Origin of the sequence: Salipiger marinus (assembly GCF_035481585.1) — a bacterium.
GTDB lineage: Bacteria > Pseudomonadota > Alphaproteobacteria > Rhodobacterales > Rhodobacteraceae > Salipiger > Salipiger marinus.
The window spans coordinates 101,871-122,229 of the sequence record NZ_JAYKSL010000005.1 but is presented as its reverse complement, the minus strand read 5'-3'; the positions used below and the strand labels follow the sequence as shown (position 1 = coordinate 122,229).

19 protein-coding genes are annotated in these 20,359 nt (G+C 69.7%); 11 read left to right on the top strand and 8 right to left on the bottom strand.

The features are described 5' to 3' along the window. Positions 1–28: 28 nt before the first annotated feature. Positions 29–703: a TetR/AcrR family transcriptional regulator gene (locus VK682_RS08610; RefSeq protein ID WP_230795534.1), complete on the top strand. Its 675-nt coding sequence runs from the start codon at positions 29–31 to the stop codon at positions 701–703. Here VK682_RS08610 and VK682_RS08605 read toward each other — a convergent pair. From VK682_RS08605 to VK682_RS08595, 3 genes are all read right to left on the bottom strand, one after another. Beyond that, a complete protein-coding gene (locus VK682_RS08605; RefSeq protein WP_324781678.1) occupies positions 700–2,313 on the bottom strand; it encodes a saccharopine dehydrogenase family protein in 1,614 nt (537 codons plus the stop codon). The two genes, VK682_RS08610 and VK682_RS08605, sit on opposite strands and share 4 nt — an antisense overlap. Further along, positions 2,310–2,762 (bottom strand): thiol-disulfide oxidoreductase DCC family protein, encoded by a 453-nt coding sequence (locus VK682_RS08600; RefSeq protein WP_230795532.1) that lies wholly within the window; start codon positions 2,760–2,762, stop codon positions 2,310–2,312. Before VK682_RS08600 ends, VK682_RS08605 begins: the two co-directional genes overlap by 4 nt. 87 nt (positions 2,763–2,849) lie before the next feature. Beyond that, positions 2,850–3,869 (bottom strand): nucleotidyltransferase family protein, encoded by a 1,020-nt coding sequence (locus VK682_RS08595; protein WP_230795531.1) that lies wholly within the window; start codon positions 3,867–3,869, stop codon positions 2,850–2,852. A 209-nt stretch (positions 3,870–4,078) separates the two neighbouring features. Between VK682_RS08595 and VK682_RS08590 the strand changes: the two genes are divergently transcribed. From VK682_RS08590 to VK682_RS08575, 4 genes are all read left to right on the top strand, one after another. Further along, the gene (locus VK682_RS08590; protein WP_230795530.1) at positions 4,079–4,606 is read left to right on the top strand and encodes a TetR/AcrR family transcriptional regulator; all 528 of its coding nucleotides are present in this window, start codon (positions 4,079–4,081) and stop codon (positions 4,604–4,606) included. Beyond that, positions 4,603–5,736, top strand: a complete 1,134-nt coding sequence (locus VK682_RS08585) for an MFS transporter (RefSeq protein ID WP_230795528.1) — start codon at positions 4,603–4,605, stop codon at positions 5,734–5,736. The genes VK682_RS08590 and VK682_RS08585 overlap by 4 nt, the downstream gene beginning before the upstream one ends. 102 nt (positions 5,737–5,838) lie before the next feature. Continuing rightward, positions 5,839–6,429, top strand: coding sequence for a TetR/AcrR family transcriptional regulator (locus VK682_RS08580; protein ID WP_230795526.1), 591 nt, complete (start codon positions 5,839–5,841; stop codon positions 6,427–6,429). Between the two features lie 172 nt (positions 6,430–6,601). Continuing rightward, positions 6,602–7,294: a type 1 glutamine amidotransferase domain-containing protein gene (locus VK682_RS08575; RefSeq protein ID WP_230795525.1), complete on the top strand. Its 693-nt coding sequence runs from the start codon at positions 6,602–6,604 to the stop codon at positions 7,292–7,294. 1,349 nt (positions 7,295–8,643) lie between these two features. Here VK682_RS08575 and VK682_RS08570 read toward each other — a convergent pair. Both VK682_RS08570 and VK682_RS08565 read right to left on the bottom strand, forming a co-directional pair. Beyond that, the gene (locus VK682_RS08570) at positions 8,644–10,275 is read right to left on the bottom strand and encodes a pyridoxamine 5'-phosphate oxidase family protein (RefSeq protein WP_230795524.1); all 1,632 of its coding nucleotides are present in this window, start codon (positions 10,273–10,275) and stop codon (positions 8,644–8,646) included. A gap of 62 nt (positions 10,276–10,337) precedes the next feature. Continuing rightward, positions 10,338–10,973 carry a glutathione S-transferase family protein gene (locus tag VK682_RS08565; RefSeq protein ID WP_324781677.1) on the bottom strand — a complete coding sequence of 212 codons (636 nt, stop codon included), beginning with the start codon at positions 10,971–10,973 and terminating at the stop codon, positions 10,338–10,340. A 120-nt stretch (positions 10,974–11,093) separates the two neighbouring features. On the opposite strand from VK682_RS08565, the gene VK682_RS08560 reads away from it, so the two are divergent. Beyond that, positions 11,094–11,996, top strand: a complete 903-nt coding sequence (locus tag VK682_RS08560) for a LysR family transcriptional regulator (protein WP_324781676.1) — start codon at positions 11,094–11,096, stop codon at positions 11,994–11,996. A gap of 21 nt (positions 11,997–12,017) precedes the next feature. On the opposite strand, the gene VK682_RS08555 is transcribed toward VK682_RS08560, so the two are convergent. Then, complete coding sequence (locus VK682_RS08555; protein WP_324781675.1) at positions 12,018–12,917, bottom strand: LysR family transcriptional regulator; 900 nt, start codon at positions 12,915–12,917, stop codon at positions 12,018–12,020. Positions 12,918–13,124: 207 nt separating this feature from the next. On the opposite strand from VK682_RS08555, the gene VK682_RS08550 reads away from it, so the two are divergent. Then, a complete protein-coding gene (locus tag VK682_RS08550) occupies positions 13,125–13,532 on the top strand; it encodes a RidA family protein (protein ID WP_089849114.1) in 408 nt (135 codons plus the stop codon). Positions 13,533–13,915: 383 nt separating this feature from the next. On the opposite strand, the gene VK682_RS08545 is transcribed toward VK682_RS08550, so the two are convergent. Together VK682_RS08545 and VK682_RS08540 are read right to left on the bottom strand one after the other, a co-directional pair. Then, a complete protein-coding gene (locus VK682_RS08545) occupies positions 13,916–14,914 on the bottom strand; it encodes a homoserine dehydrogenase family protein (RefSeq protein WP_324781674.1) in 999 nt (332 codons plus the stop codon). A gap of 86 nt (positions 14,915–15,000) precedes the next feature. Next, positions 15,001–15,846 (bottom strand): helix-turn-helix transcriptional regulator, encoded by an 846-nt coding sequence (locus VK682_RS08540; RefSeq protein ID WP_230795517.1) that lies wholly within the window; start codon positions 15,844–15,846, stop codon positions 15,001–15,003. 78 nt (positions 15,847–15,924) lie between these two features. On the opposite strand from VK682_RS08540, the gene VK682_RS08535 reads away from it, so the two are divergent. The 4 genes from VK682_RS08535 (at position 15,925) to VK682_RS08520 (ending at position 20,352) form a co-directional block, all read left to right on the top strand. Beyond that, positions 15,925–16,830 (top strand): SDR family oxidoreductase, encoded by a 906-nt coding sequence (locus tag VK682_RS08535; RefSeq protein WP_230795516.1) that lies wholly within the window; start codon positions 15,925–15,927, stop codon positions 16,828–16,830. A gap of 220 nt (positions 16,831–17,050) precedes the next feature. After that, the gene (locus VK682_RS08530) at positions 17,051–17,563 is read left to right on the top strand and encodes a CinA family protein (protein WP_230795515.1); all 513 of its coding nucleotides are present in this window, start codon (positions 17,051–17,053) and stop codon (positions 17,561–17,563) included. Beyond that, a complete protein-coding gene (locus VK682_RS08525) occupies positions 17,560–19,623 on the top strand; it encodes an NAD(+) synthase (RefSeq protein WP_230795514.1) in 2,064 nt (687 codons plus the stop codon). Before VK682_RS08530 ends, VK682_RS08525 begins: the two co-directional genes overlap by 4 nt. A gap of 120 nt (positions 19,624–19,743) precedes the next feature. Continuing rightward, positions 19,744–20,352 (top strand): hypothetical protein, encoded by a 609-nt coding sequence (locus VK682_RS08520; RefSeq protein ID WP_230795513.1) that lies wholly within the window; start codon positions 19,744–19,746, stop codon positions 20,350–20,352. Positions 20,353–20,359: the final 7 nt, after the last annotated feature.

The window sequence follows — 20,359 nt, the reverse complement described above, 5'->3', positions numbered from 1 at the left end:
CGGAAACGTGACTGCGAAGCGTTCCAGAATGTCCGCCAAGGACCGCAAGACCGTCATCCTTGACGTGGCAACCGGCCTGATCGCCACCCATCCGTGGGAAGACGTGACGGTGGCGCAGATCCACGAGGCGGCGGGGATCTCCAAGGGCGGATTCTATCATCACTTCACCTCCAAGGAGGATGTGCTGGCGGCGGTGCTGATGCGGCTGGCCGATGCCAGCACTGCCGCCGGGCAGGCGGTTTACGAGCGCAGCGAGGGCGGGCCGGTGGCACGGTTCACCACCTTTCTGGCCGCCACCGCGCGGTGGGAACTGGCCCATGCCGACCAGATCATGGGGGTCATCCGCATCGCGCTGCGCGAAGGCAACGAACCCATCCTGCTGAAGCTGGAACAGGAGGCGCAGCGCCGCGCCACGCCCCTGATGCGCACCCTTGTGCGCGCCGGGGTGGAGCAGGGGGTCTTTGACGTGGTCGATGTGGAAATGACGGTCGATCTGCTGCAGCGCGCGTGGCGCCTGCGCTGGGTGGTGCTGGCCGAGGCGCGCCAGCGCTGCGCGGCGGGGGATCTGTCCGGCGGGCGGGCGCTGCTGGAGGAGCGCCTGCAGCTGGAGGAGCGGATGACCAGCCGCCTGCTTGGCTGCACCAAGACGCCGGTTCGGATGCCGGATCCGGAGGAGTTTGCGGGCTTCCTCTGCTCCGCCTAGCTCGGCGGGCGGGTCGGATCGCCGGGCGGCTTGGCGCGGAGCCAGCCGCGATACCGGACCATGCGGCGTTTGGTGAGAGGCGCCAGAAGCTCCACGTCGAACCGGAAGCGCCCGTCAGAGACATGTTCGCGGGCGACCGACACCGGCAGCATCCAGCGCGGCAGCGGCACCGGCCCCAGCCGCCCGGCGGTCACGGGATAATGGAGCGCGCCGTCCCGCACCTGCAGCCCGATCGTGAAGGTAAAGGGGCCGAAGCGTTCCTGCAGCCGCCCCGACGTGGCGGAAAGATGCGAGCGGAAGCACCGGTCGCCAAAGCGCCGCTGCCAGATCTCTCCGCGCGGCGTGACGGTCTTGGTGACCTCGACCGCGACATCGGCGCTGGCGGGCGGAAAGCGGAACAGCGCGCAGAGGAGCCGCGACCAGAGACCGGTGCCGCGCTGCACCTCGCAGCGTCCCGTCCAGCGGCTGCGGTCAAGCGTCAGGTGGGTCTGCCGGATCTGTTCCGGCAGCAGGGCAAAGCTGTCGCCCAGAACCCGGGGAAACAGCGGATCATTGGCCGTGACGCTGCGGTCGCTGCGCACCCGAAGATCGGACATCGCGGCCTCTGCCTCGGCCAGCGTCACCGCCTCCACCGCCGGTCCGGCCCCGGCGGGCAGCGTGGGGCGGCGCAGCAGCGCGCGGGCCGCGATGGCGGGGATATAGGGGCCATCGCCCGCTTCGGCCAGCAGGGTCCAGCGGCGCGTCTCGTGGTCGGTGATGACCGTCACCGACATGCCGCCGCGCCCGCTGCCGAAGGGGGCCAGCGCATCGGCCAGCAGCTTGACCACCCGCACCATGGGCCGGGTCACCGGAACCGGCACACGTCGCCGCAGCAGCGCAAATGCGGCAAGCCCGTAGCGCATCACCGCCAGTTCCAGCCCGGCCCGGAAGCGCACGGTGTCGGCGCCGAAATGCGCCGGATACAGCCGCTGGTCCGGCACCGCGATCTGCCAGCCCTGCCGGATCAGCCCGCCGGGCAGGGCATAATCCGCAGGCTCCGACCAGCCCGGCACGCGGTCCCACTGCTGGCCGCGCCAGACCGGCATCGGGCGCCCGGCCCCGGACAGGATGGACTGCATCACCGACAGGCCACGCGGCGCGCGGTTGCCGGGCAGGATCGCCTCGTCGATCACCCGCGGCACCTCGGCCCCGGCCAGCGCCCGCACCGCCGCCGAGGACAGGGCAGGGACCGTGGACAGGCCGGAGAGCACGCAGCACCCGGCGCGGCGCGCCTCACCGTCCAGCGCAGAGATGCCAAGGCAGAAGGCGGCATCGTCGGAGAGGTCAAGGTAATGCGCCCCCGCCGCAAGCGCCGCCCGCGCCAGCCGGTAGGGATCCGCGCCATAGGCATGGAATGGACCCGCCGCGTCGATGACCACCTGATGATCCGCAACCGCGTCAAGCGGGCCCGCGCGGTCCAGCCCCATCGCCCGGCAGCCAAGATCGCGCGCGCAGGCCTGCGCCCGGTCAAGGTTGCGGCCCGCGATGCAGACATCATGCCCGTCGGCGACCAGCAGCCGCGCCAGCCGGACGCCAAACACGCCATATCCGCCAAGCAGCAGGATCCTCATCGCATCAGGCGCGCCTGAAAGGCAGGATCCGGCAGGGCGCAGAGATCGCCCCGTCCAAACAGCGCATATCGGTTGCGCGCGATGCGGCGGTAAAGCCAGCCCCGGGCCGGTCGCGGCAGCACCCGCAGCAGGCTGGCCAGCCGTCCCCAGCCGCCGAAGCGCCGCGCGGCATGCAGGGCGGCGTCAAGATCGACATGCGCCACCCCGGCATCAAGGAACAGCCAGCTTGACGGATCGTCGGGCCTCAGCCCGTAATGGCGCAGCAGCGCCGCGCCAAGCGGGGTCTGGACCGGGCAGATCCGCACGGTCCCGCTGTGGTCAAGCCGGTGGATCAGGCGCGCCCCCCAGCTGCAGAGCGCGCAGTCGGCATCCATCACCGCCACGGGCGCCGCATCGTCAAAGGCGGGAACCTGCGGATCCTGTCGGTAAGAGAAGGGCGGGGCTGTCATGCCGCGACTTTCCTCCGGCTCCGGGGCTGGCGCAAGCGCGTCGTGCGTCCTCGGGCGCGCAGGGCCTGCGCCACGTGGTCGCGGGGATCAGGTCAGCCCGCGCAGCAGGTCTGCGGTGTCGGGCATGCGGGCAAGGCTCGCCTCCAGCCGCTGCTGCCAGCGCGGTCCGCGCGACCGCGCCTCCTCCACGGCGTCGGCAAGATCGTCGGGGCGGTCCTCGGCCAGCACCGCGATCAGAAAGGCGGCCTGTGCGCGGTCCTTGCGGGATTTGGCCTGATCGGGGCCGCCGTGACGGCGGTCCGCCACGATCAGCTTGTGGATGGCAAAGCGTTCGGGGCGGGGGATCTGCACAAGGATGCCGGAGCGATAGAGCGCGACCGCCGGAATGGGCTCCGCGATCAGGTAGTTCAGGTAATTCAGTGCCTGCGCGCTGACGCCAAGTGCGGGCAGCGGCTTGACCCGTTCATCGCCGAAAGCAGGCGTCAGGAATTCGACCATGGCCGTGCCATGGCTCTGCCGCCATTTCCAGATCTGGCGGTCCTGCACGCCCGGCACCGGATCGAACCGCAGCGCCTGCAGGATATCGCCGGGATTTTCCTCGACCCGGTCGCCAAGTGCGACCGACAGCCGTTCGAAACTGGCAAAATCGATGTCCCCGGTCTGTGCCAGCTCGTCAGAGCCGAACCTCACGCCAAGCTCGCCCTGATAAAGCGCATAGGCGGCGGTGCCCACCAGCGTGCCGCCCAGCCGGAAGACCCCGGCGCGCGCAAAGGCCAGCAGCAGCGATCCGGTGTCGCGGTCGGTGGCGACCAGCCCTTCAGCGCGCAGGACACGCGCCAGCCGCGCCATGGTCTTGCGGCGCGCCTCACCCTGCGCCTTCAGCTCGGCCGCCCGCGCCAGCCTTGCGCGCAGCTCCGGCGTGCCCTCGCCCAGATAGCGGCTCTTCATCTCGGTGCCGAGGCGGAACTTGTCGTAAAGATAGCTGCGCCCGTTGCGGCTGCGCTCCTCGATGCTGCCGACGAGCTCTGACGCGCTGTCCTCCAGATGCAGGCGCAGCAGATCCTGATAGGCGACATGGGCGGCGCGGGAATGGGACTGGACGGGCATCACTCACCTCGGATCATGTGCATCAAACTTATCTCCGCTGCAGACAAACACAAGTGCGCAGCAATGATAAGTTTGATGCACATTCCCGGCGGCAAACCTTCCCGGCCAGATGGTCGCGGCCCTTCAGGCGCCGCTGGTCCGCGGTGCCGGGTTGCAATGTAAAACGAGCGTTTTACATATGCCCGGAAGGATGCCGAAGGAGCGTTGTGATGAACCTGACCCCCCGACTGGTGGACGCGGCGGAGCGGCTCTTCGACCGGCATGGCTACATGGCCACGGGCATGGACCAGCTGACCCGCGCGGCGGGCATGTCGAGCCGCACGCTTTACAAACATGCAGGCAGCAAGGCGCAGCTTATGGCGGCGGTGCTGGCCGAACGCGACCGGCGTTTTCTCAGGCAGATCGAGGTTTCCAGCGTGGAGGCGCTGTTTGCGGCGCTTGCCGGCTGGATCCGGGACGAGGGCGCGCGGGGCTGCCTGTTCCTGCGCAGCCGGGCCGAAACCGGAGGCACCGTGCCCGAGATTGCCGATGCGGTCGCGGCGCACAAGACCGCGCTCCGGCAGCGCGTGGCCGGGATTGTCGCGGCGGATCTGGGCGCCGCGCCCGATCCGCTGCTTGTCGATCAGGTGCTGGTTCTGGTCGAGGGCGCGACCCATGCGGCGGTCACGCTGGGCCCCGAGGCGGTGGAGGCCGCGCGGAGCGCGGCGGCGGTGCTGGTCGCGCAGGCCCGGGCATGAGCCCCGCCCTGCGCCTTGGCGCGACCGGCTTCGGCCTGATCGCGGTCTGCTACGGGTTTGCCCGCTTCGCCTTCGGGATGTTCCTGCCGCAGATCGATGGCGATCTTGGCCTTGGCCCGGAACTGGGCGGCGTGATCTCGGGCGCGTCCTTTGCGGCCTATTGCGCGGCCATCCTCGCCTCCGCCGCGCTGACCGAACGGCTGGGGCCCCGCGCCGTAGCGACGGCGGCGGCGCTTGTGGCGGCCTGCGGCATGGCGGGGATCGCGCTGGCCCCGTCGCCCGAGCTGCTGGCCGCCGCCGTGATCGTGGCGGGATCCAGCACCGGCCTTGCCTCGCCGCCCATGGCCGCCGCCGTGGCAGCGGCGGTCCGCGCGCCGCACCGCGATGCGACCAACACCACGATCAATGCGGGCACAAGCGCGGGGGTGGCCCTGTCCGGCCCCATCGCGCTGGCCATGGCCGGGCACTGGCGCATGGCCTTTGCGGCCTTCGCCGTCGTGGCGGGGATGGTCGCGGTCGCCACCGCCCTTGCGCTGCCCGCGTCGCGGGGCGGCGGCCCGGCCCGGGGCCTGCCGGCGCTAAGCACGGGGATCCGCCGCCTGATCGCCGCCTCCTTCCTGATGGGCGCGGCCAGCACCGCGCTCTGGTCCTTCGGCGGCGATCTCGGGGCACGGCATTTTGGCTGGGGACCAACCGGCACCGCGATGCTGTGGAGCGCCATCGGCGCGGGCGGGCTCGCCGGGGCAGGGGCGGGCCGTCTTGTCACCCGGTTCGGGCTTGACCGCATCCACCGCGCCTTTCTTGTGCTGATGGCGACGGGCATCCTTGCGGTCGGGTCCGGCGGCGCGCCGCCTGCGATGGCGCTGGCTGGGGGTGCGCTCTTCGGTGCGGCCTATGTCATGCTGACCGGGGTCTACCTGATCTGGGGCCTGCGCGCGCTGCCGGACCGGCCCGCGACCGGGCTGATGATCGGGTTCCTGACCATCGCCATTGGCCAGACGATGGGCGCGCCGCTCTTCGGTGTCCTTCTTGGCGCCTTTGGGGCCGGGGCCGCCGTCCCGGCTTTTGCCGCTCTGGCGCTGCTGGCGGGTCTGGTCCCCGCGCGCGGCAGAGCCTTGGCGGCGACCTAGTGCTGTTGCCTGCGGGCCATCGCCAGGACAGCGCAGGGCGGGTGGGGAAATTTCTGGACGGAGCCCTAGACGACTGGTCTAATTCACCCTATCTCTCCGGTCATGAAAGACGATACTGCCCCCACCGACATGCGCGCGCATATCCTTGCCACCGCTCAGAAGATCATGAGCGGCAAAGGCTTCTCCGGTGTCGGCCTGAACGAGGTGCTGACGGCGGCGGAGGTTCCCAAGGGGTCGTTCTACCACTATTTCGGCTCGAAGGAGGCCTTTGGTCAGGCGCTGCTTGAACGCTATTTCGAGCTGTATCTGGCGGCCATGGACGAGCTGCTGTCGCGGCCCGGCCTGACCGGGGCGCAGCGGCTGGCGGCCTACTGGACGCATTGGCTAGAGACGCAGACGGCGGATGATCCGCAGAGCAAATGCCTTGTCGTCAAGCTGGCGGCAGAGGTGTCGGATCTTTCAGAGCCGATGCGCCGCGTCCTGCTGGAGGGCACCGGGCAGATCACCGCCCGGCTGGCCGAGATGATCGAGGCGGGCATCGCCGACGGATCGCTGGCGGTGCAGGGCGCGCCGCAGGAGATTGCAACGCAGCTTTACCAGTCGTGGCTTGGCGCCAGCCTGCTGGCCAAGATCACGCGGGATGACGCGCCGCTGCGGGCGGCAATGGCGGCCACCCGGTCCAGACTGGGCTGAACAGGGCCCGCTCCGACGCGGGCGGCTTGGCGTCTTTCAGCTAGACGACTGGTCTACTGCAAACATGAAATCCGGGTGGGGCAACAGGCTGCCCCGCCCCCCGGCCCGCCGCGCGGGCCCCCTCCGGGGCGCCATGCCCCGCCCATGACATGACGGAAAAAGGAAGACAGACATGAAAGTCCTGATGGTTCTGACCTCGCACGACACGCTTGGCGATACCGGTCGCAAGACCGGCTTCTGGCTCGAAGAGCTGGCCGCGCCCTATTACATCTTCAAGGATGCGGGGGCTCAGATCACGCTGGCCTCGCCCAAGGGCGGCCAGCCGCCGCTTGATCCGGTCAGCAATGCACCCGAGTCCCAGACCGAAGACACCCGGCGCTTCGAGGCGGATGCCGAAGCGACAGAAGCCTTGGCGCAGACGCGCAAGCTGTCGGATCTGGACGAGGCCGACTACGACACCGTCTTTTATCCCGGCGGCCACGGCCCGCTCTGGGATCTCACTGAAGACGCCCATTCGGTTGCGCTGATCGAGGCGTTTTATGCGGCGGGCAAGCCTGTCGGTCTGGTCTGCCACGCGCCGGGCGTGCTGCGCGACGTGAAAGGCACGGATGGAGAGCCGCTGGTGCGGGGCCGCAAGGTCACCGGCTTCACCAATTCCGAAGAAGAGGGCGTCGGCCTGACCCAGATCGTGCCCTATCTGGTCGAGGACATGCTCAGGTCCAAGGGCGGCAGCTTCGTCCACGGGCCCGACTGGGCGCCGTTCACGGTGCAGGACGGTCAGCTGATCACCGGCCAGAACCCCGCCTCCTCGGCGCAGACGGCAACGCGGCTGATCGCCACCCTTGGGGCGCAGAACGCGGCCTGACCGCCGCGCGTCTCATCGCGACGGTTCCTGATCGCGGCAGGGCTTCGGCCCTGTCGTGGCCAGAGGCGGCGGCCCGCCACGGCCAGGCTCCGGTCCGCGTGACGCTCCCCTCCGGCAGCGAACCCTCCGCCTCTGCGGCGTCGCCACGGATCGGGCCCCCGTGGCGGATCCCGGTGGCGGTGATCGCAGGCGGCAGCCGCGTCGCGGGAAAGGCTGCCCCGCGCCCCGTTGCGCCGGGGCTGCACGGCTGCGGCGCATGGGGGATCCGGAGCGGGAGAGACCCCTCGCGAGGGGGGTCGAAAAGCCGGTGGTGCCGATCCAGTCCGGAAACACCCGCACCCGAGGTGAAAGCTGCCGGTCGCAGAGATATAGCGGCCCCCCCCCGCGCGGGCGGTGTCGCGGCCAGAAGCGCGACCAGACGCCCGGCGGTGATCTCCTCGGCGCAGGGGTATCTTGGTGCCTGGCTCAGGCCGCTGCCAAGGCGCATGGCAGCGGCGCACGTCTCTGCTGCGGGGTCCGCCAGCGCCACGGGCGGCAGGCGCGTGATGACGCTGCCTTCCAGCTGAAGCTCCATCCGCAGCGGCGCGCCGGTTACCAAAAAGCGGAAGGCGATCATGCGGTCGCCGTCCAGATCATTGGAAGAAGACGCCGCGCCAAAGCGCCGGACATGCTCCGCCAAAGCCAGCGGCGCCTCGGGCCGCGCGCCAAGCCTGCGGGCAAACAGACCGCTGTCGGGGGGAACAGCTGTGTCAGCGGTGTGATCCGGAGCGCAGGCCACGTCGCCGCGCCCCCATGTGATCCGCGCCAAGCGCATCCCGCCGGGCATCGCCGCCAGAGGCGGCCAGCCAGAGGCGGCCAGCCAGCGGCGCCCGGCGTCCTCGCCAGCCGGGCCACCGCAGATCTGTCCCCGCCCGCATGACGGCTTCCGACACCATGGCGGGGCCGGGGCGGCGCTCGGTCGACAGATCCTGCCCGCAGCCGCCGGTCCGCATGACGCGGGAGAGGAGCCTCTCCCGGTCGAGCCGCTGGACAGGCGCGGCGGCGCCCCCATCGCGATGCCGCGCCCGGCCAGCGGCCACGGCACGAGGCCCCCCTGTCTGGCTGCAGGCGCTGCCGACCGAGCAGGTCAAGCGCTCCCGCCGCGCCGCCCGCCCCCTTCGAGCCGCATCACGATGTCCGGCATGCGCTCCTCTGCTGTGATCCCGCAATCGCGCCCCCCGCCCGCTGCTTCTTCTTGGCAAAAATATCCCGGGGGTCCGGGGGCTGGCCCCCGGCTGCCGCAGAACGTGCGCTCCGTCAGGCCCCCGCCCGGCGCTGGCCGCACCATGCCCGTGTGATCCGGGCAGGCGCTAGCCCGAGGGGCCGAAGGTTTCGGTGATGACATGCTCCGCCGCCACCCCGCCCGCGTCCAGACCGGAGCGGAGATCGGCCAGAAAGCCGGGCGGCCCGCAGAGCAGATAGCGCGCCCGTGCGCCAAGGTTCAGGGCAAGCAGGTCGCGGGCGGTGATCCGCCCTTCGGCATCGCAATTCGGCCCGGGCCGGTCCTCCGCACCCGGCGCGCTGTAGAAAAACCTCATGCGCAGCATGGGCGCGCGGGCTGCCAGCAGGGCCAGTTCGGTCGCGAAGGCATGGCTGCGGCGGGTGCGGGTGCCGTGCAGCAGCCAGACCGGGCGGTCGGGCTGCTCCGCCGCAAGCTCGTGCAGCATGGCCAGCATCGGCGTGATCCCGACACCGGCGCTGGCCAGCACCAGCGGGTCGCGCCCCTGCGGCAGCACGAAACTGCCTGCGGGCGGGGAGGCCTCGATCACGTCGCCGATCCCGACCGCGTCCTGCAGGTGACGCGAGGCCAGACCCCGTGCCGTGCGCTTGACCGCGATGCGGTAGGGTCCACCATCGGGCGCTCCGGCCAGCGAATAGCTGCGCCGGACCTTGCCCGGCTGTCCCGGCACGTCGAGCGCCACCGGCAGGTGCTGACCGGCGCGGAACCGTCCAAGCCTGCCGCCCGCCGCGTCGGCCAGCAGGAAAGAGGTGATCTCGTCACCCTCCGGCACCTTGTCGATCACCCTCAGCCGCAGCCGCGCGATGCTCTCGCGGCTCCAGCGCAGCGCAAGCGCGGAGGGGCGGTCGATCACCTGGTCGACCGTCACCAGGATCATCCGCCGCGCCTCCGGATCGTGGCTCGTCTCCCCGGTCCAGTCGATGCGGGCGCGCCCGGTCAGCTGCAGCAGCCCGCCTGTGCCGAAATCGACAAAACACAGGCCCACACGCGGATCCCGGACAAGATTGCCGATCGTGTTGAAAAACCGGTTGCCCGCGTAATCCGGAATGCGCAGCGTTCCGTCCGCCGCCACACGGACAAAGCCCGGCGCGCCGCCGCGATGTGACGCGTCATAGCCATCGGTCGCGAGGCCCGCCCCGGAGGACTGGCCGGACCCGATGAAGACCGTGTCCGCCGCCTCGATCCGGCGGATCTGCGCCGCATCAAGCCGCTCCGTGACCCGCGCCGCGCCCTGCGGGGCCGCCTCGGCGCGGTGCCAGCTGCGGGGGTGGATGTATTGCGGGCAGTTGCCAAAGCTCTGGCGGACATGGATCCCGTAGCCGTCGCGGGTGCTGTGGACGACCCCGTTGACCCGGTTGCGCCGCCGGCTCGCCAGATCGATGCCCAGCAGGCCGATCTCTGCCCCCGCCCGCAGCGCCCCGGCAAGCGGATCCTGCGCCGCAAGGCGGGCGTGCAGGATCAGGCGACGCGCCTCCGGCGTGGCGATGAACCCCTCTGGCCCCTCAAGAAGCGACACCCAAGGGCGCCCCTCCGCATCTCCCGCCGCAAGCACAAGAAACGGCAGCGCCGCGAAGAAGTCACGGTGCTGGCCGGGCATGTGATCGCGGATGAAGGGCCCGGCGGAGGCCGCAACCTCCAGCGCGCCCGCGCGCCGCTGCGCGGTCAGTTCGCCGGGATGAAAGGGGCTGGTATCTGTGGGCATGACCGTTCTCCTTCCGCGCGGCGGTGCCGGGCGGATCGCTGGGGGCAGGGGGGGGCAGGGCGTCAGGCCAGCTGCGGCGACCGCGCCATGCCGACAAATTCTGGCAGGGCCTCGATCCGCGCGAGCCACGCGCGGAGCGTCGGATAGGGCGCAAGGCTCACGTCGCCCTCGGGGGCATGGGCGATATAGCTGTAACCTGCGATGTCGGCGAGCGTCGGGCGGTCCGTGGCCAGCCAGTCCCGGCCCTGCAGATGCGTTTCCATGACCCTGAACAGATCATGCGCCTTGGCCTTTGCCGCCTCATGGTCCAGCGGCGCCCCGAACAGCGTGACCAGCCGCGCCGCGCAGGGCCCTGCCGCGATCTCGCCCGTCGCGATGGAGAGCCAGCGCTGCACCTCGGCCTTTTCCGCCGGGCTGATGCCGGTCCAGAGCGGCTCCTTGCCATAGCGCGCGGCAAGATAGACGAGGATGGCATTGGAATCGCTCAGCCGCGTGCCGTTGTCGTCGATGGCGGGAACCTGCCCCAGCGGGCTGATCATCAGGAACCCGGGCGCCTTGTGGGCCCCCTGCGTCATGTCAAGATCGACGGTCTCATAGGGCAGGCCAAGCAGCGCGAGCATCAGCTCGACCCGGTGGCAGTGCCCCGATTTGGGGGTGCGGAACAATGTGACGGGGGCGGCGGGCAGCGCGTCGGCCATGGGAACTCTCCTCTGCGGGGGCATCATCCGGGTGCCCTCGACACGTAGCAGCCTTTACATCCTGCAATAATGGGTCGATCGTGAATGCCTGAATTACCAAATCTGAAATGATGCGCCGCGATGGACCGTCTGCATGCCCTGAGCCTGTTTGCCGCCGTGGCGGAGGCGGAAAGCTTCGCCGGGGGTGCCCGGGCGATGGGGGTCAGCGCGCCAACCGCCACGCGCGCGGTGCATGCGCTCGAAACCGCGCTTGGCACCGCGCTGCTGACCCGCACGACGCGGCAGGTCCGGCTGACCGAGACCGGGCGCGCCTATCTTGAACAGGTGCGCGACGTGCTGGCCCAGCTTCAGGCGGCGGACGATCAGGCCGCAGGCACGGCCCAGAGACCGGTGGGGCAGCTCAGGATCACCTGCCCGCAGGAATTCGGGCGGATCTATGTCGCACCGCTGCTGACCGAGTTTCTTGACCGCTTCCCGGCAGTCAGTGCCGATGTGCTGATGGTGGATCGCGTCGTCAATCTGGTGGAGGAAGGGTTCGACCTTGCCGTGCGGATCGGCCCGCTGCCCTCCTCGGGCCTTGTTGCGGTCCGGGTTGGGGAGGTGCGGCGCATCGTCTGCGGCGCCCCGGCCTATTTCCGCCAGCACGGGCGACCGGCAAGCCCCGCCGAGCTTTCGCGGCACCGGCTGGTGTCGATCGGGACGGGTGGTTCGGCGCGGGAATGGCGGTTCGGCAGCGGGCCCGCCGTCGCGATCCGGCCGCAGCTGAATGTCAGCAGCATCGCCGCCGCGATAGAGATCGCGCGGCAGGGCTGGGGGCTGAGCCGGGTGCTGTCCTATCAGGTGGGGCCCGACCTTGAAAGCGGCGCGCTGGAAACCGTCCTTGACGCCGAGGCGCCGGAGGCGCTGCCGATCCATCTGGTCCGGGCCGACGGGCGGGGCAGCGCGGCGAAGGTGCGGGCCTTCATGGAGTTTGCCGCCGAACGCCTGCGTCAGAACAGCGCGCTGCGTCGGGCCAGAGCCTGAGCTATCCCGGGAACCCGCCGTTTAGCGGCGGCCCAGTTCCTCGGCCAGAAAGTCGATGAAGCGGCGCACGCGCGGCTCCAGCAGGCGGCGGCTGGGGTAAAGCGCGACGATGCGCAGCGTGCCAAGCTCCAGATCCGGCAGAACCCGCACCAGCCGCTTCTGGGCGATGTCCTCGTCGATGAGAAAGGCGGGCAGAAGCGCGATGCCCTGCCCGGCCAGCGCCGCCTCGCGGATCGCATGGGCGCTGTCCATGCGCAGCCGTCCGCGCACCGGCAGCTTGTGCAGACGGCCATCCGGGTCATGGGCATGCCAGTCCTGCGTCAGCGTACCGCTGCGAAACAGGATGCAGTCATGGCGGCCGAGCGTCTCGGCCTGTGACGGGGTGCCCTGCGCCGCCAGATAGCCGGGCGCGGCGCAGAGCCAGACCGGGTAACTGGCGATCCGCCGCGACATCAGCCCGGCGGGCGCGGTTTCTGCCCCGATGCGGATCGCCAGATCGAAACCTTCGGCGACAATATCCGCCGTGCGGTCGGAAAACGCCATGTCCACGCGGACGTCCGGCCATGCCTCAAGATACCGCGTCACCAGCGGCAGGATCATCCGGCGACCGAAGGCATCCGGCACCGTCAGGCGCAGCAGGCCGCGCGGCGTGCCGACGGGGCCCGCGACGGCGGCTTCGGCCTGTTCGATGGCGTCAAGGATGCGCTGGCCCCCCTCCATCAGCGCCTGCCCCTCCTCCGTGACCCGGACCGAGCGCGAATTGCGGTGCAGCAGCCGCACCCCCAGCCGGGCTTCAAGCCGGGCCACCGCCTTGCTGGCGGCGGATCCGGTCAGGCCAAGGCTGCGGCCCCCGCGCACGAAGCTGCCCGCCTCCGCCACCGCCATGAAGATGACGATTTCGTTCACCTTGGTGGGCGTCATGCCGGGGTCCGGCGGATGTCTGGGGCGGGTGTCATGCGGGCGGCTCCGTGGGCTGGCGGAACCCTAGCCTCGGTCGGTCGCGGGCGTCCAGCGGCGGCAGGCGTGACTTCCGGTCAGCACTGGCCGGACATCCGTTCCGCGCAGGATCGCTTATCTGGACAGGACCACAGTCACGACCGGCGCCGCGCCGGTCAGCAGGAGACCGACATGACCAGACCGCTGATCCGGCTCAACCCCGCCGGGCTTTTTGATGCCAGCCAGAACCACCATGCGCAGGGCACCCTTGTGGACGGGGGCAGGCTCGCCTTCTTTTCCGGACAGATCGCATGGCAGCGGGGGGTGGAGATGGCGCCGCCATCGCTGGCCGCGCAGACAGAGATCGTGTGCCGGAACCTGCGCAGCTGTCTTGACAGCGTCGGCGCCGCATCCGGGGATATCGTCAGCCTGCGCGCCTATATCGTCGACTGGACACCGGAAAAGGCCGCCGAGGTGTTCCCGCCGCTGGTCGCCTTTCTTGGCGATGCCATGCCCAGCCTGACCGGCATCGGCATCAGCGCGCTGTTCCGTCCCGACCTGAAGATCGAGATCGAGATGGTGGTGCGGGTTCCCGACTGACCGGGGCGCGCGGCCTTGCCCCTAGCCGGTGCCCCGCAGGATGTGCTGCGTCGTGACCACCGCTTTGCCCGCAAGGGGGGCGCGTCCCTCCGGCTCCGCCACGGCACGGCGTCGCGGCATTTGCGGCCCGAAGCGCGGGCGGCGCCCAGAAAGCTGCATCCGCCGCGCCTTTGGCCAGACTGCCGCGGGATCTCGGGGCCGGTTGTGGCCTCAGGGGCGGCAAGCCCTTCCGCCGCGCGGTGGACAGGGGCGCCTTTGTTCTCAGATCCAATCTTGTGCGGCCCGCTGCGGTGATCATCCGGCCCGGACCGGTGCCCTGTCCCGCTCCGGCAGCACCGCGCAGCCCGGATGGGCAGAGCCATGGCAGCCTTGGGGTCCGTCGGTCAGGCGGATCTGGCGGCGAGGATCTGTTCAAGATCCTTCAGCGCGGCGGCGGCGGTGGCCAGAGGCTCCGGCGCGTCGGAAATCGCGAGCGTCTCGCCCATGGCGTCGGTGATGATGCGGATGGCCTTGGCCTTGCCGCTCACCCGCGCGAAGGGGTCATCGGGCGGGAAGGTCCTGATCTTCACCTCGGCGCGGAACCGCTCTTTCTCGCGCGTCAGGCTGCCGACAAGTTTGGGCACCACGCTGCGGGCGCGCCAGTCGTCGATCTGCGCAGGCGTGAGGGAGTGCAGCCCGTCCACGCTCACCTCCGCCATGGTCAGCGTGGCACCCAGCCCGAAATTGGCGATCAGCAGCAGCTTGCAGGCGGTGTCCCAGCCCTCGATGTCGTTGCGGGGGTCGGCCTCGGCAATGCCGTTTGCCTGCGCCTCTGCCAGCGCCGCGTCAAAGCCAAGACCCCGGACCGTCATGGCCTCCAGAAGGACATTGGTGGTGGCGTTGAGAATGCCGTCGAGCCTGAGCACGCTGCTGCCGGAAAGGCTGGTCTGCAGAAGGTCGATGGTCGGCAGGGCTGCGGCGGCGGCGCCGCTGAGCTTCAGCAGCGCGCCCGTCTGCCGCGCGATCTGGCGCAGATGCGGCCCCCGATAGACCAGCGCGCCCTTGGAGATGACGATAGTGTCGCGCCCCGCCGACAGCGCCGCCTCGATATAGGCGAGCCCGGGGCCGCCGGTGCGGAAATTGGTAGGCCCGGCCTCGATCAGGATATCGGCTTGGCTCTGCGCGATAAATTCCGGGCCGGTCAGCCCTTCCTGCAGCGACGTCAGCTGGTGCGCCTCCAGCCCCTGCGGCCCTGCCAGACCGGCGCGGGAGCCGCAGACCGCGACCAGCCGCACATCCGCCCCATGAACCTCGCGGTAGCGCGCGCGCCGGGACAGAAGCAGCTCTGCCGTGGCGCGCCCGACGCCCCCGAACCCCGCGATCGCAACGGTGACCTTTTGCATGGCAGTCTGCCTTTCCTCCTTGCGTGGTGCCTGAGCCCGTCTTGGGCGGGCCGGGCCGGATCCGCAACCGCGCAAGACGGCATGGGTCAGGCCAGCCCGTCCGGACCGGCAAGGCCGCGCATCTTTTCCGCATCGCCAGCGCTGGCCGGAGTGTAGATCATCAGCTTGAGATCAGGTCGGCCATCCACCGCGAAGGAGGAGAATTCGAAGCTGATCTCTCCTGCGGTGGCATGGCGGATTGTCTTGGCGCCTTCGCCGGGGGTCAGCACGTCATGATCCGCCCACATGCGCGCGAAATCCTCGCTTGCCGCCGAAAGCTCGGCGACAAGCCGCGCCGCCGCTCCGTCTTCGCCCACGCGGGCGGTTTCGGCGCGGAAGGTCGCGACCAGAAAACGCGCCACGCCCTGCCAGTCGGTCTGGGCGGCGCGGGTGGCAGGATCAAGGAACATGCGCCGCAGGATATTGCGCCCCTCCGGCGGCAGCGCGGCGTAATCGGTCAGGGCAAGCTGCGCGGCCCGGTTCCAGCCGATGACATCCCATGTGGCCGTGGCGACCGTGGCCGGGATCAGCGGCATCGCGTCTAGAAACCGCTGCAGGCGCCACGAGATCCCCTCTGGCGCGCGGGGCTGCAGCTTGGGCGGACGCCCGATGCCGACAAGGAACAGATGCTCGCGCTCCGCCTCGCTCAGCATCAGCGCCTTGGCCAGACTGTCGAGCACGCGCGGCGACGGCGCCCCGCCGCGCCCCTGTTCCAGCCATGTATACCATGTGGTGCTGATGCAGGCGCGCTGCGCGACCTCCTCGCGCCGCAGGCCCGGGGTCCGGCGACGGCCCGTATAGCCAAAGGCCGTGGGATCAAGCCGCTCCCGCCGGTCCTTGAGAAAGGCGCCAAGCCGGTGCCCCGCCGCCGCGCTGTCGAGGGTGGTGGTCATTATACCCCTATAATGTCACGTCTTTAATAGCAGTCAGACTGCCCCAGAGTGTCTGCGGACACGAGAGGAAAGTTTGTCATGAGAATATTTGTCACGGGCGCCACAGGGTTTGTCGGCGCGGCAGTCGTCAGCGACCTGCAGGCCCACGGGCACAGCGTTCTGGGGCTGGCGCGGTCCGACCGGAGCGCGGCGCAGCTGAAGACCGCCGGGGCGGAGGTGCTGAGGGGCGATCTTGCGATGCCCGACCGGCTTGTCGCGGGCGCGCGGGCCGCCGACGCCATCCTTCATGCGGGGTTCCTGCACGATTTTCCGCGCTTCGCGGAGGCCTGCGAGATCGACCGCCGGGCGATCGAGGCGCTTGGCACGGCGGTGGCGGGCACGGGCAAGCCGCTGGTGGTGACGGCGGGGCTTGCCTTTCTGGACACCGCCGGTGCGGTCGCGGTGGAAACCGACCGCGCCTTCCCGCCCTCCGCGGCCTATCCGCGGGCCACGGAAGCGGCGGCGGATGCGCTACGCGCGCAGGGTGTGCCGGTGACGCTTCTGCGCCTTCCGCCCAGCGTGCATGGCCGGGGTGATCATGGCTTCGTGCCGATGCTGATCGACATCGCGCGGCGGACGGGCCGTGCCGCCTATATCGGCGAGGGGGCCAATCTGTGGCCCGCCGTGGCCGTGCAGGATGCCGCCCGTCTTTATCGTCTGGCTGTCGAACAGGGCCCCAGCGCCGAGATCTGCCATGCCGTGGGCGAGGCGGGCGTGCCGTTCCGGCAGATCGCGGAGGCGATCGCGACCGGGCTTGGCGTGCCAAGCATGTCGCTGTCCGAGGAGGAGGCGCGCGCCCATTTCGGCTGGTTCTTTCCCTTCGCCACGATTGACCAGACCGCGTCCGGCGACCGGACCCGCGCGCGGCTTGGCTGGCAGCCCGGCGGTCCCGATCTGCTGACCGACCTCCGGAGTGCGGGCTATTTCGAGGTGCCGGTGGTCTAGGGCGCAGTCTTCCGGGACTGATCCTGCGCGACCCCCGGACGGGGGTCCGCCATGACCGCACTCCTTTGAGGATCCCGTGCCGGACGGGCGCAATCTTGCGCGGCGGCGCAGCCCGACCGGCGCGCAGGCTCTGCCGTGATCTGCCATCGCGCCTGAGGCGGGGCGGGAACAGTCGGAGGGGTTCATGGTTCTGGGGCGGCCCTTCCAGAAAGAAAACAGGATGTCAGACCCCAAGATGAACGCCCCGGAAACCACTGATCTGACTGCCACCCGCGCGGCGCATGTGCTGGCGCGGGCCTGCGACCGTAACCTGACGCTTGCCACGGCGGAAAGCTGCACTGGCGGGCTGGTCGCGGCGCTGGTCACCGATATCGAAGGCTGTTCGCACGCCTTTGACCGTGGATTTGTCGCCTATACCGACACGGCCAAGCAGGAACTGCTTGGCGTGGACCGCCGCCTGCTTCAAGACTGTGGCGCGGTGTCAAAGGAGGTGGCGGTGGCCATGGCGGACGGGGCGTTGATGCGGTCGGGCGCGGATCTTGCGGTTTCCGTCACCGGCTATGCCGGACCTGCCGGCGAGGGGCGGGAAGAGGGGCTGGTGCATTTCGCGCTGGCCCGGAAAGGCGGGCCCACCCGGCACCGGCAGGAGTCCTTTGGGGCCATCGGGCGGGAGCCGATCCGGCAAAGATGCCTTGAAACCGTGCTGGATATGCTGGAAAGCGCTGTCGCATGACAGATCGCACCAAAAGCTCCTTTGCCGCCTATCACCGCCACGGCTTCGTGCGCGTCGCCACCAGCACGCCGCAGGTGCGGCCTGCGGATGTCCGGTTCAACTGCGACAGCATGCTGGACCAGATGCGGCGCGCCGATCAGGCCCGCGCCGATCTGCTGGTCTGCCCCGAACTCTGCCTGTCCTCCTATGCCATCGATGACCTGCATCTGCAGGAGGCGCTGCTTTCCGAGGTGGAGCAGGCGGTTGCCACGCTGGCCGAAGCCAGCGCCGGTCTGTCGCCGGTCATCCTGATCGGGGCGCCGCTGCGGCGCGACGGGCGGCTTTACAACTGCGCGGTGGTGCTGTCGCGGGGGCGCATCCTTGGCGTCGTGCCCAAATCCTACCTGCCGAATTACCGCGAATTCTACGAAAAGCGGTGGTTTGCCCATGGCCGCGGGCTGGCGGGCGAGATCGCCGTGGCGGGCCAGCGGGTGCCCTTCGGCGACGATCTGATTTTTGAGGCTTCCGACCTGCCCGGCCTGATCTTCCATACCGAGATCTGCGAGGATCTGTGGACCCCCGCGCCGCCCTCTGCCGATGCGGCCATGGCGGGGGCGCTGATCCTGACCAATCTTTCGGCCTCCAACATCGTCATCGGCAAGGCGTCGGACCGGCATCTGCTCTGCCAGTCGCAGTCCATGCGCGCCTTTGCCGCCTATGTCTATTCCGCGGCAGGTCCGGGCGAAAGCACCACCGACCTTGCCTGGGACGGGCAGGGGATGATCTATGAACTGGGCGATCTTCTGGCGGAATCCGACCGCTTCCCGACCGAGCCGCAGCTGACACTGGCCGATGTGGATACCGGGCGGCTGCAGTCGGAACGGATGCGCACCGGCAGCTTCGACGATGCCGCCCGCCACAAGGCGCCCAGCTTCCGCCGGATCCTGTTCGACCACCAGCCGCACCGCGCCGAGGCCGGGCTGATCCGTCCGGTGCGACGGTTCCCGTATGTGCCGAACCGCGCGAGCCATCTGGATCAGGACTGTTTCGAGGCGTTCAACATTCAGGTGGAGGGCCTGCGCCGCCGCTTTGAATCCACGCGCGGCACCACCATGGTCATCGGCATTTCGGGTGGGCTCGATTCCACCCATGCGCTGATCGTCGCGGCCAAGGTCTGCGACCGGATCGGCCTGCCGCGCAAGAACATCCTTGCCTTCACCATGCCGGGCTTTGCCACGTCGGATGCCACCAAGGACAACGCGTGGAAGCTGATGCGCGCCATGGGGGTCAGCGCCGACGAGATCGACATCCGCCCCGCCGCGCGGCAGATGCTGGCCGACATGGACCATCCCTTTGCGGGGGGCGAGCCGGTCTATGACATCACGTTTGAGAACGTGCAGGCGGGGCTGCGCACCGACTATCTGTTCCGGCTTGCCAACCAGCGGAACGGCTTTGTCGTGGGCACCGGTGATCTGAGCGAGCTTGCGCTTGGCTGGTGCACCTATGGCGTGGGCGACCAGATGAGCCATTACGCGGTGAATGCGGGCGTGCCGAAGACGCTGATCCAGTATCTGATCCGCTGGACCACCCGCACCAACCAGTTCGATCCCGAAACGGATGCGGTGCTGGAGGCGATCCTTGCCACCGAAATCTCGCCCGAGCTGGTGCCCGCAGGCGAGGGCGAGCAGATCCAGAGCACGGAGTCGATGATCGGCCCTTATGAGCTGAACGACTTTTTCCTGTTCCACATCATGCGCTACGGCGCCGCACCCTCCAAGGTCGCGTTTCTGGCATGGCATGCCTGGCATGACGCGGCGCAGGGGGTCTGGCCGGACGGATTTCCGCAGGCCAAGCGCAACGAATACGACCTGCAGACGTTGCGCCACTGGCTGGAACGCTTCCTCGTGCGGTTCTTTGCCACCAGCCAGTTCAAGCGCTCGGCGCTGCCGAACGGGCCGAAGGTCAGCGCGGGCGGCGCGCTGAGCCCGAGGGGCGACTGGCGCGCGCCCTCCGACAGCGTGGCGGGTCCGTGGCTGGACGAGCTGCGCCGCCACGTGCCGGAGCATTGGCCGGCGGGCTGAGCGCTGCCACCCTCGGGGCCGGTCCTGCCTGCGGGCAGGGCCTGACGACCCGCGCAGGCTGGCGCGGGACAGGCCGGAGGCCGCGCGGCTCCGGCGCAGGTTCAGAAGAAGGCGACGATCATGTTTGAATGGTTATCAACCCATAGCGACGCGCTGCAGGTGATGCTCAGCGGCCTGACGGCGCTGGTCTGGATCATCTATCTGCAGGTCTTTCTCATCAGTTTCCGGCGCCAGCGCCGCCCCGAGATCATCATTTCGCTGGGCGCGGGGGCCGGGACGAAGGCCAGCTGGTTCGTGGCCAATCTGGGGCTGGAGCCGGTGTTCATCGTCGATGTTCTGGTCCGGCTCGAAACCGAGCAGGGCACGACCGAAGCGGTGGTGACCGACCGCACCGAAATGAACGACCGCGAACTGAACAACCCCGGCGAGGCCACCAATCAGGGTCCGCTGGCCAGCGGCAATTTCATGAGCATCGGCACGCTTGATATCCTGCTGCACAGATCCGCCTCGCAGCCGATCCCGGTCAGCGATCTGAAAACGGTGACCATCGTCGTGGTGGCGGCCACCGCGGCGCGCTGGTCGCTGGTCGGGGCCTCGCGCCAGTATCGGGTCAGCTTTGACGAGGAGGGCGCGCCCACCATCCTTGCGACCAAGATCGACACCGACCAGATCCGCAGCCGGGCCGGGCGCCGCGCCCTGCTTCAGAAGCTGGAAAGCCGTCTGGGCTAAGCACGCG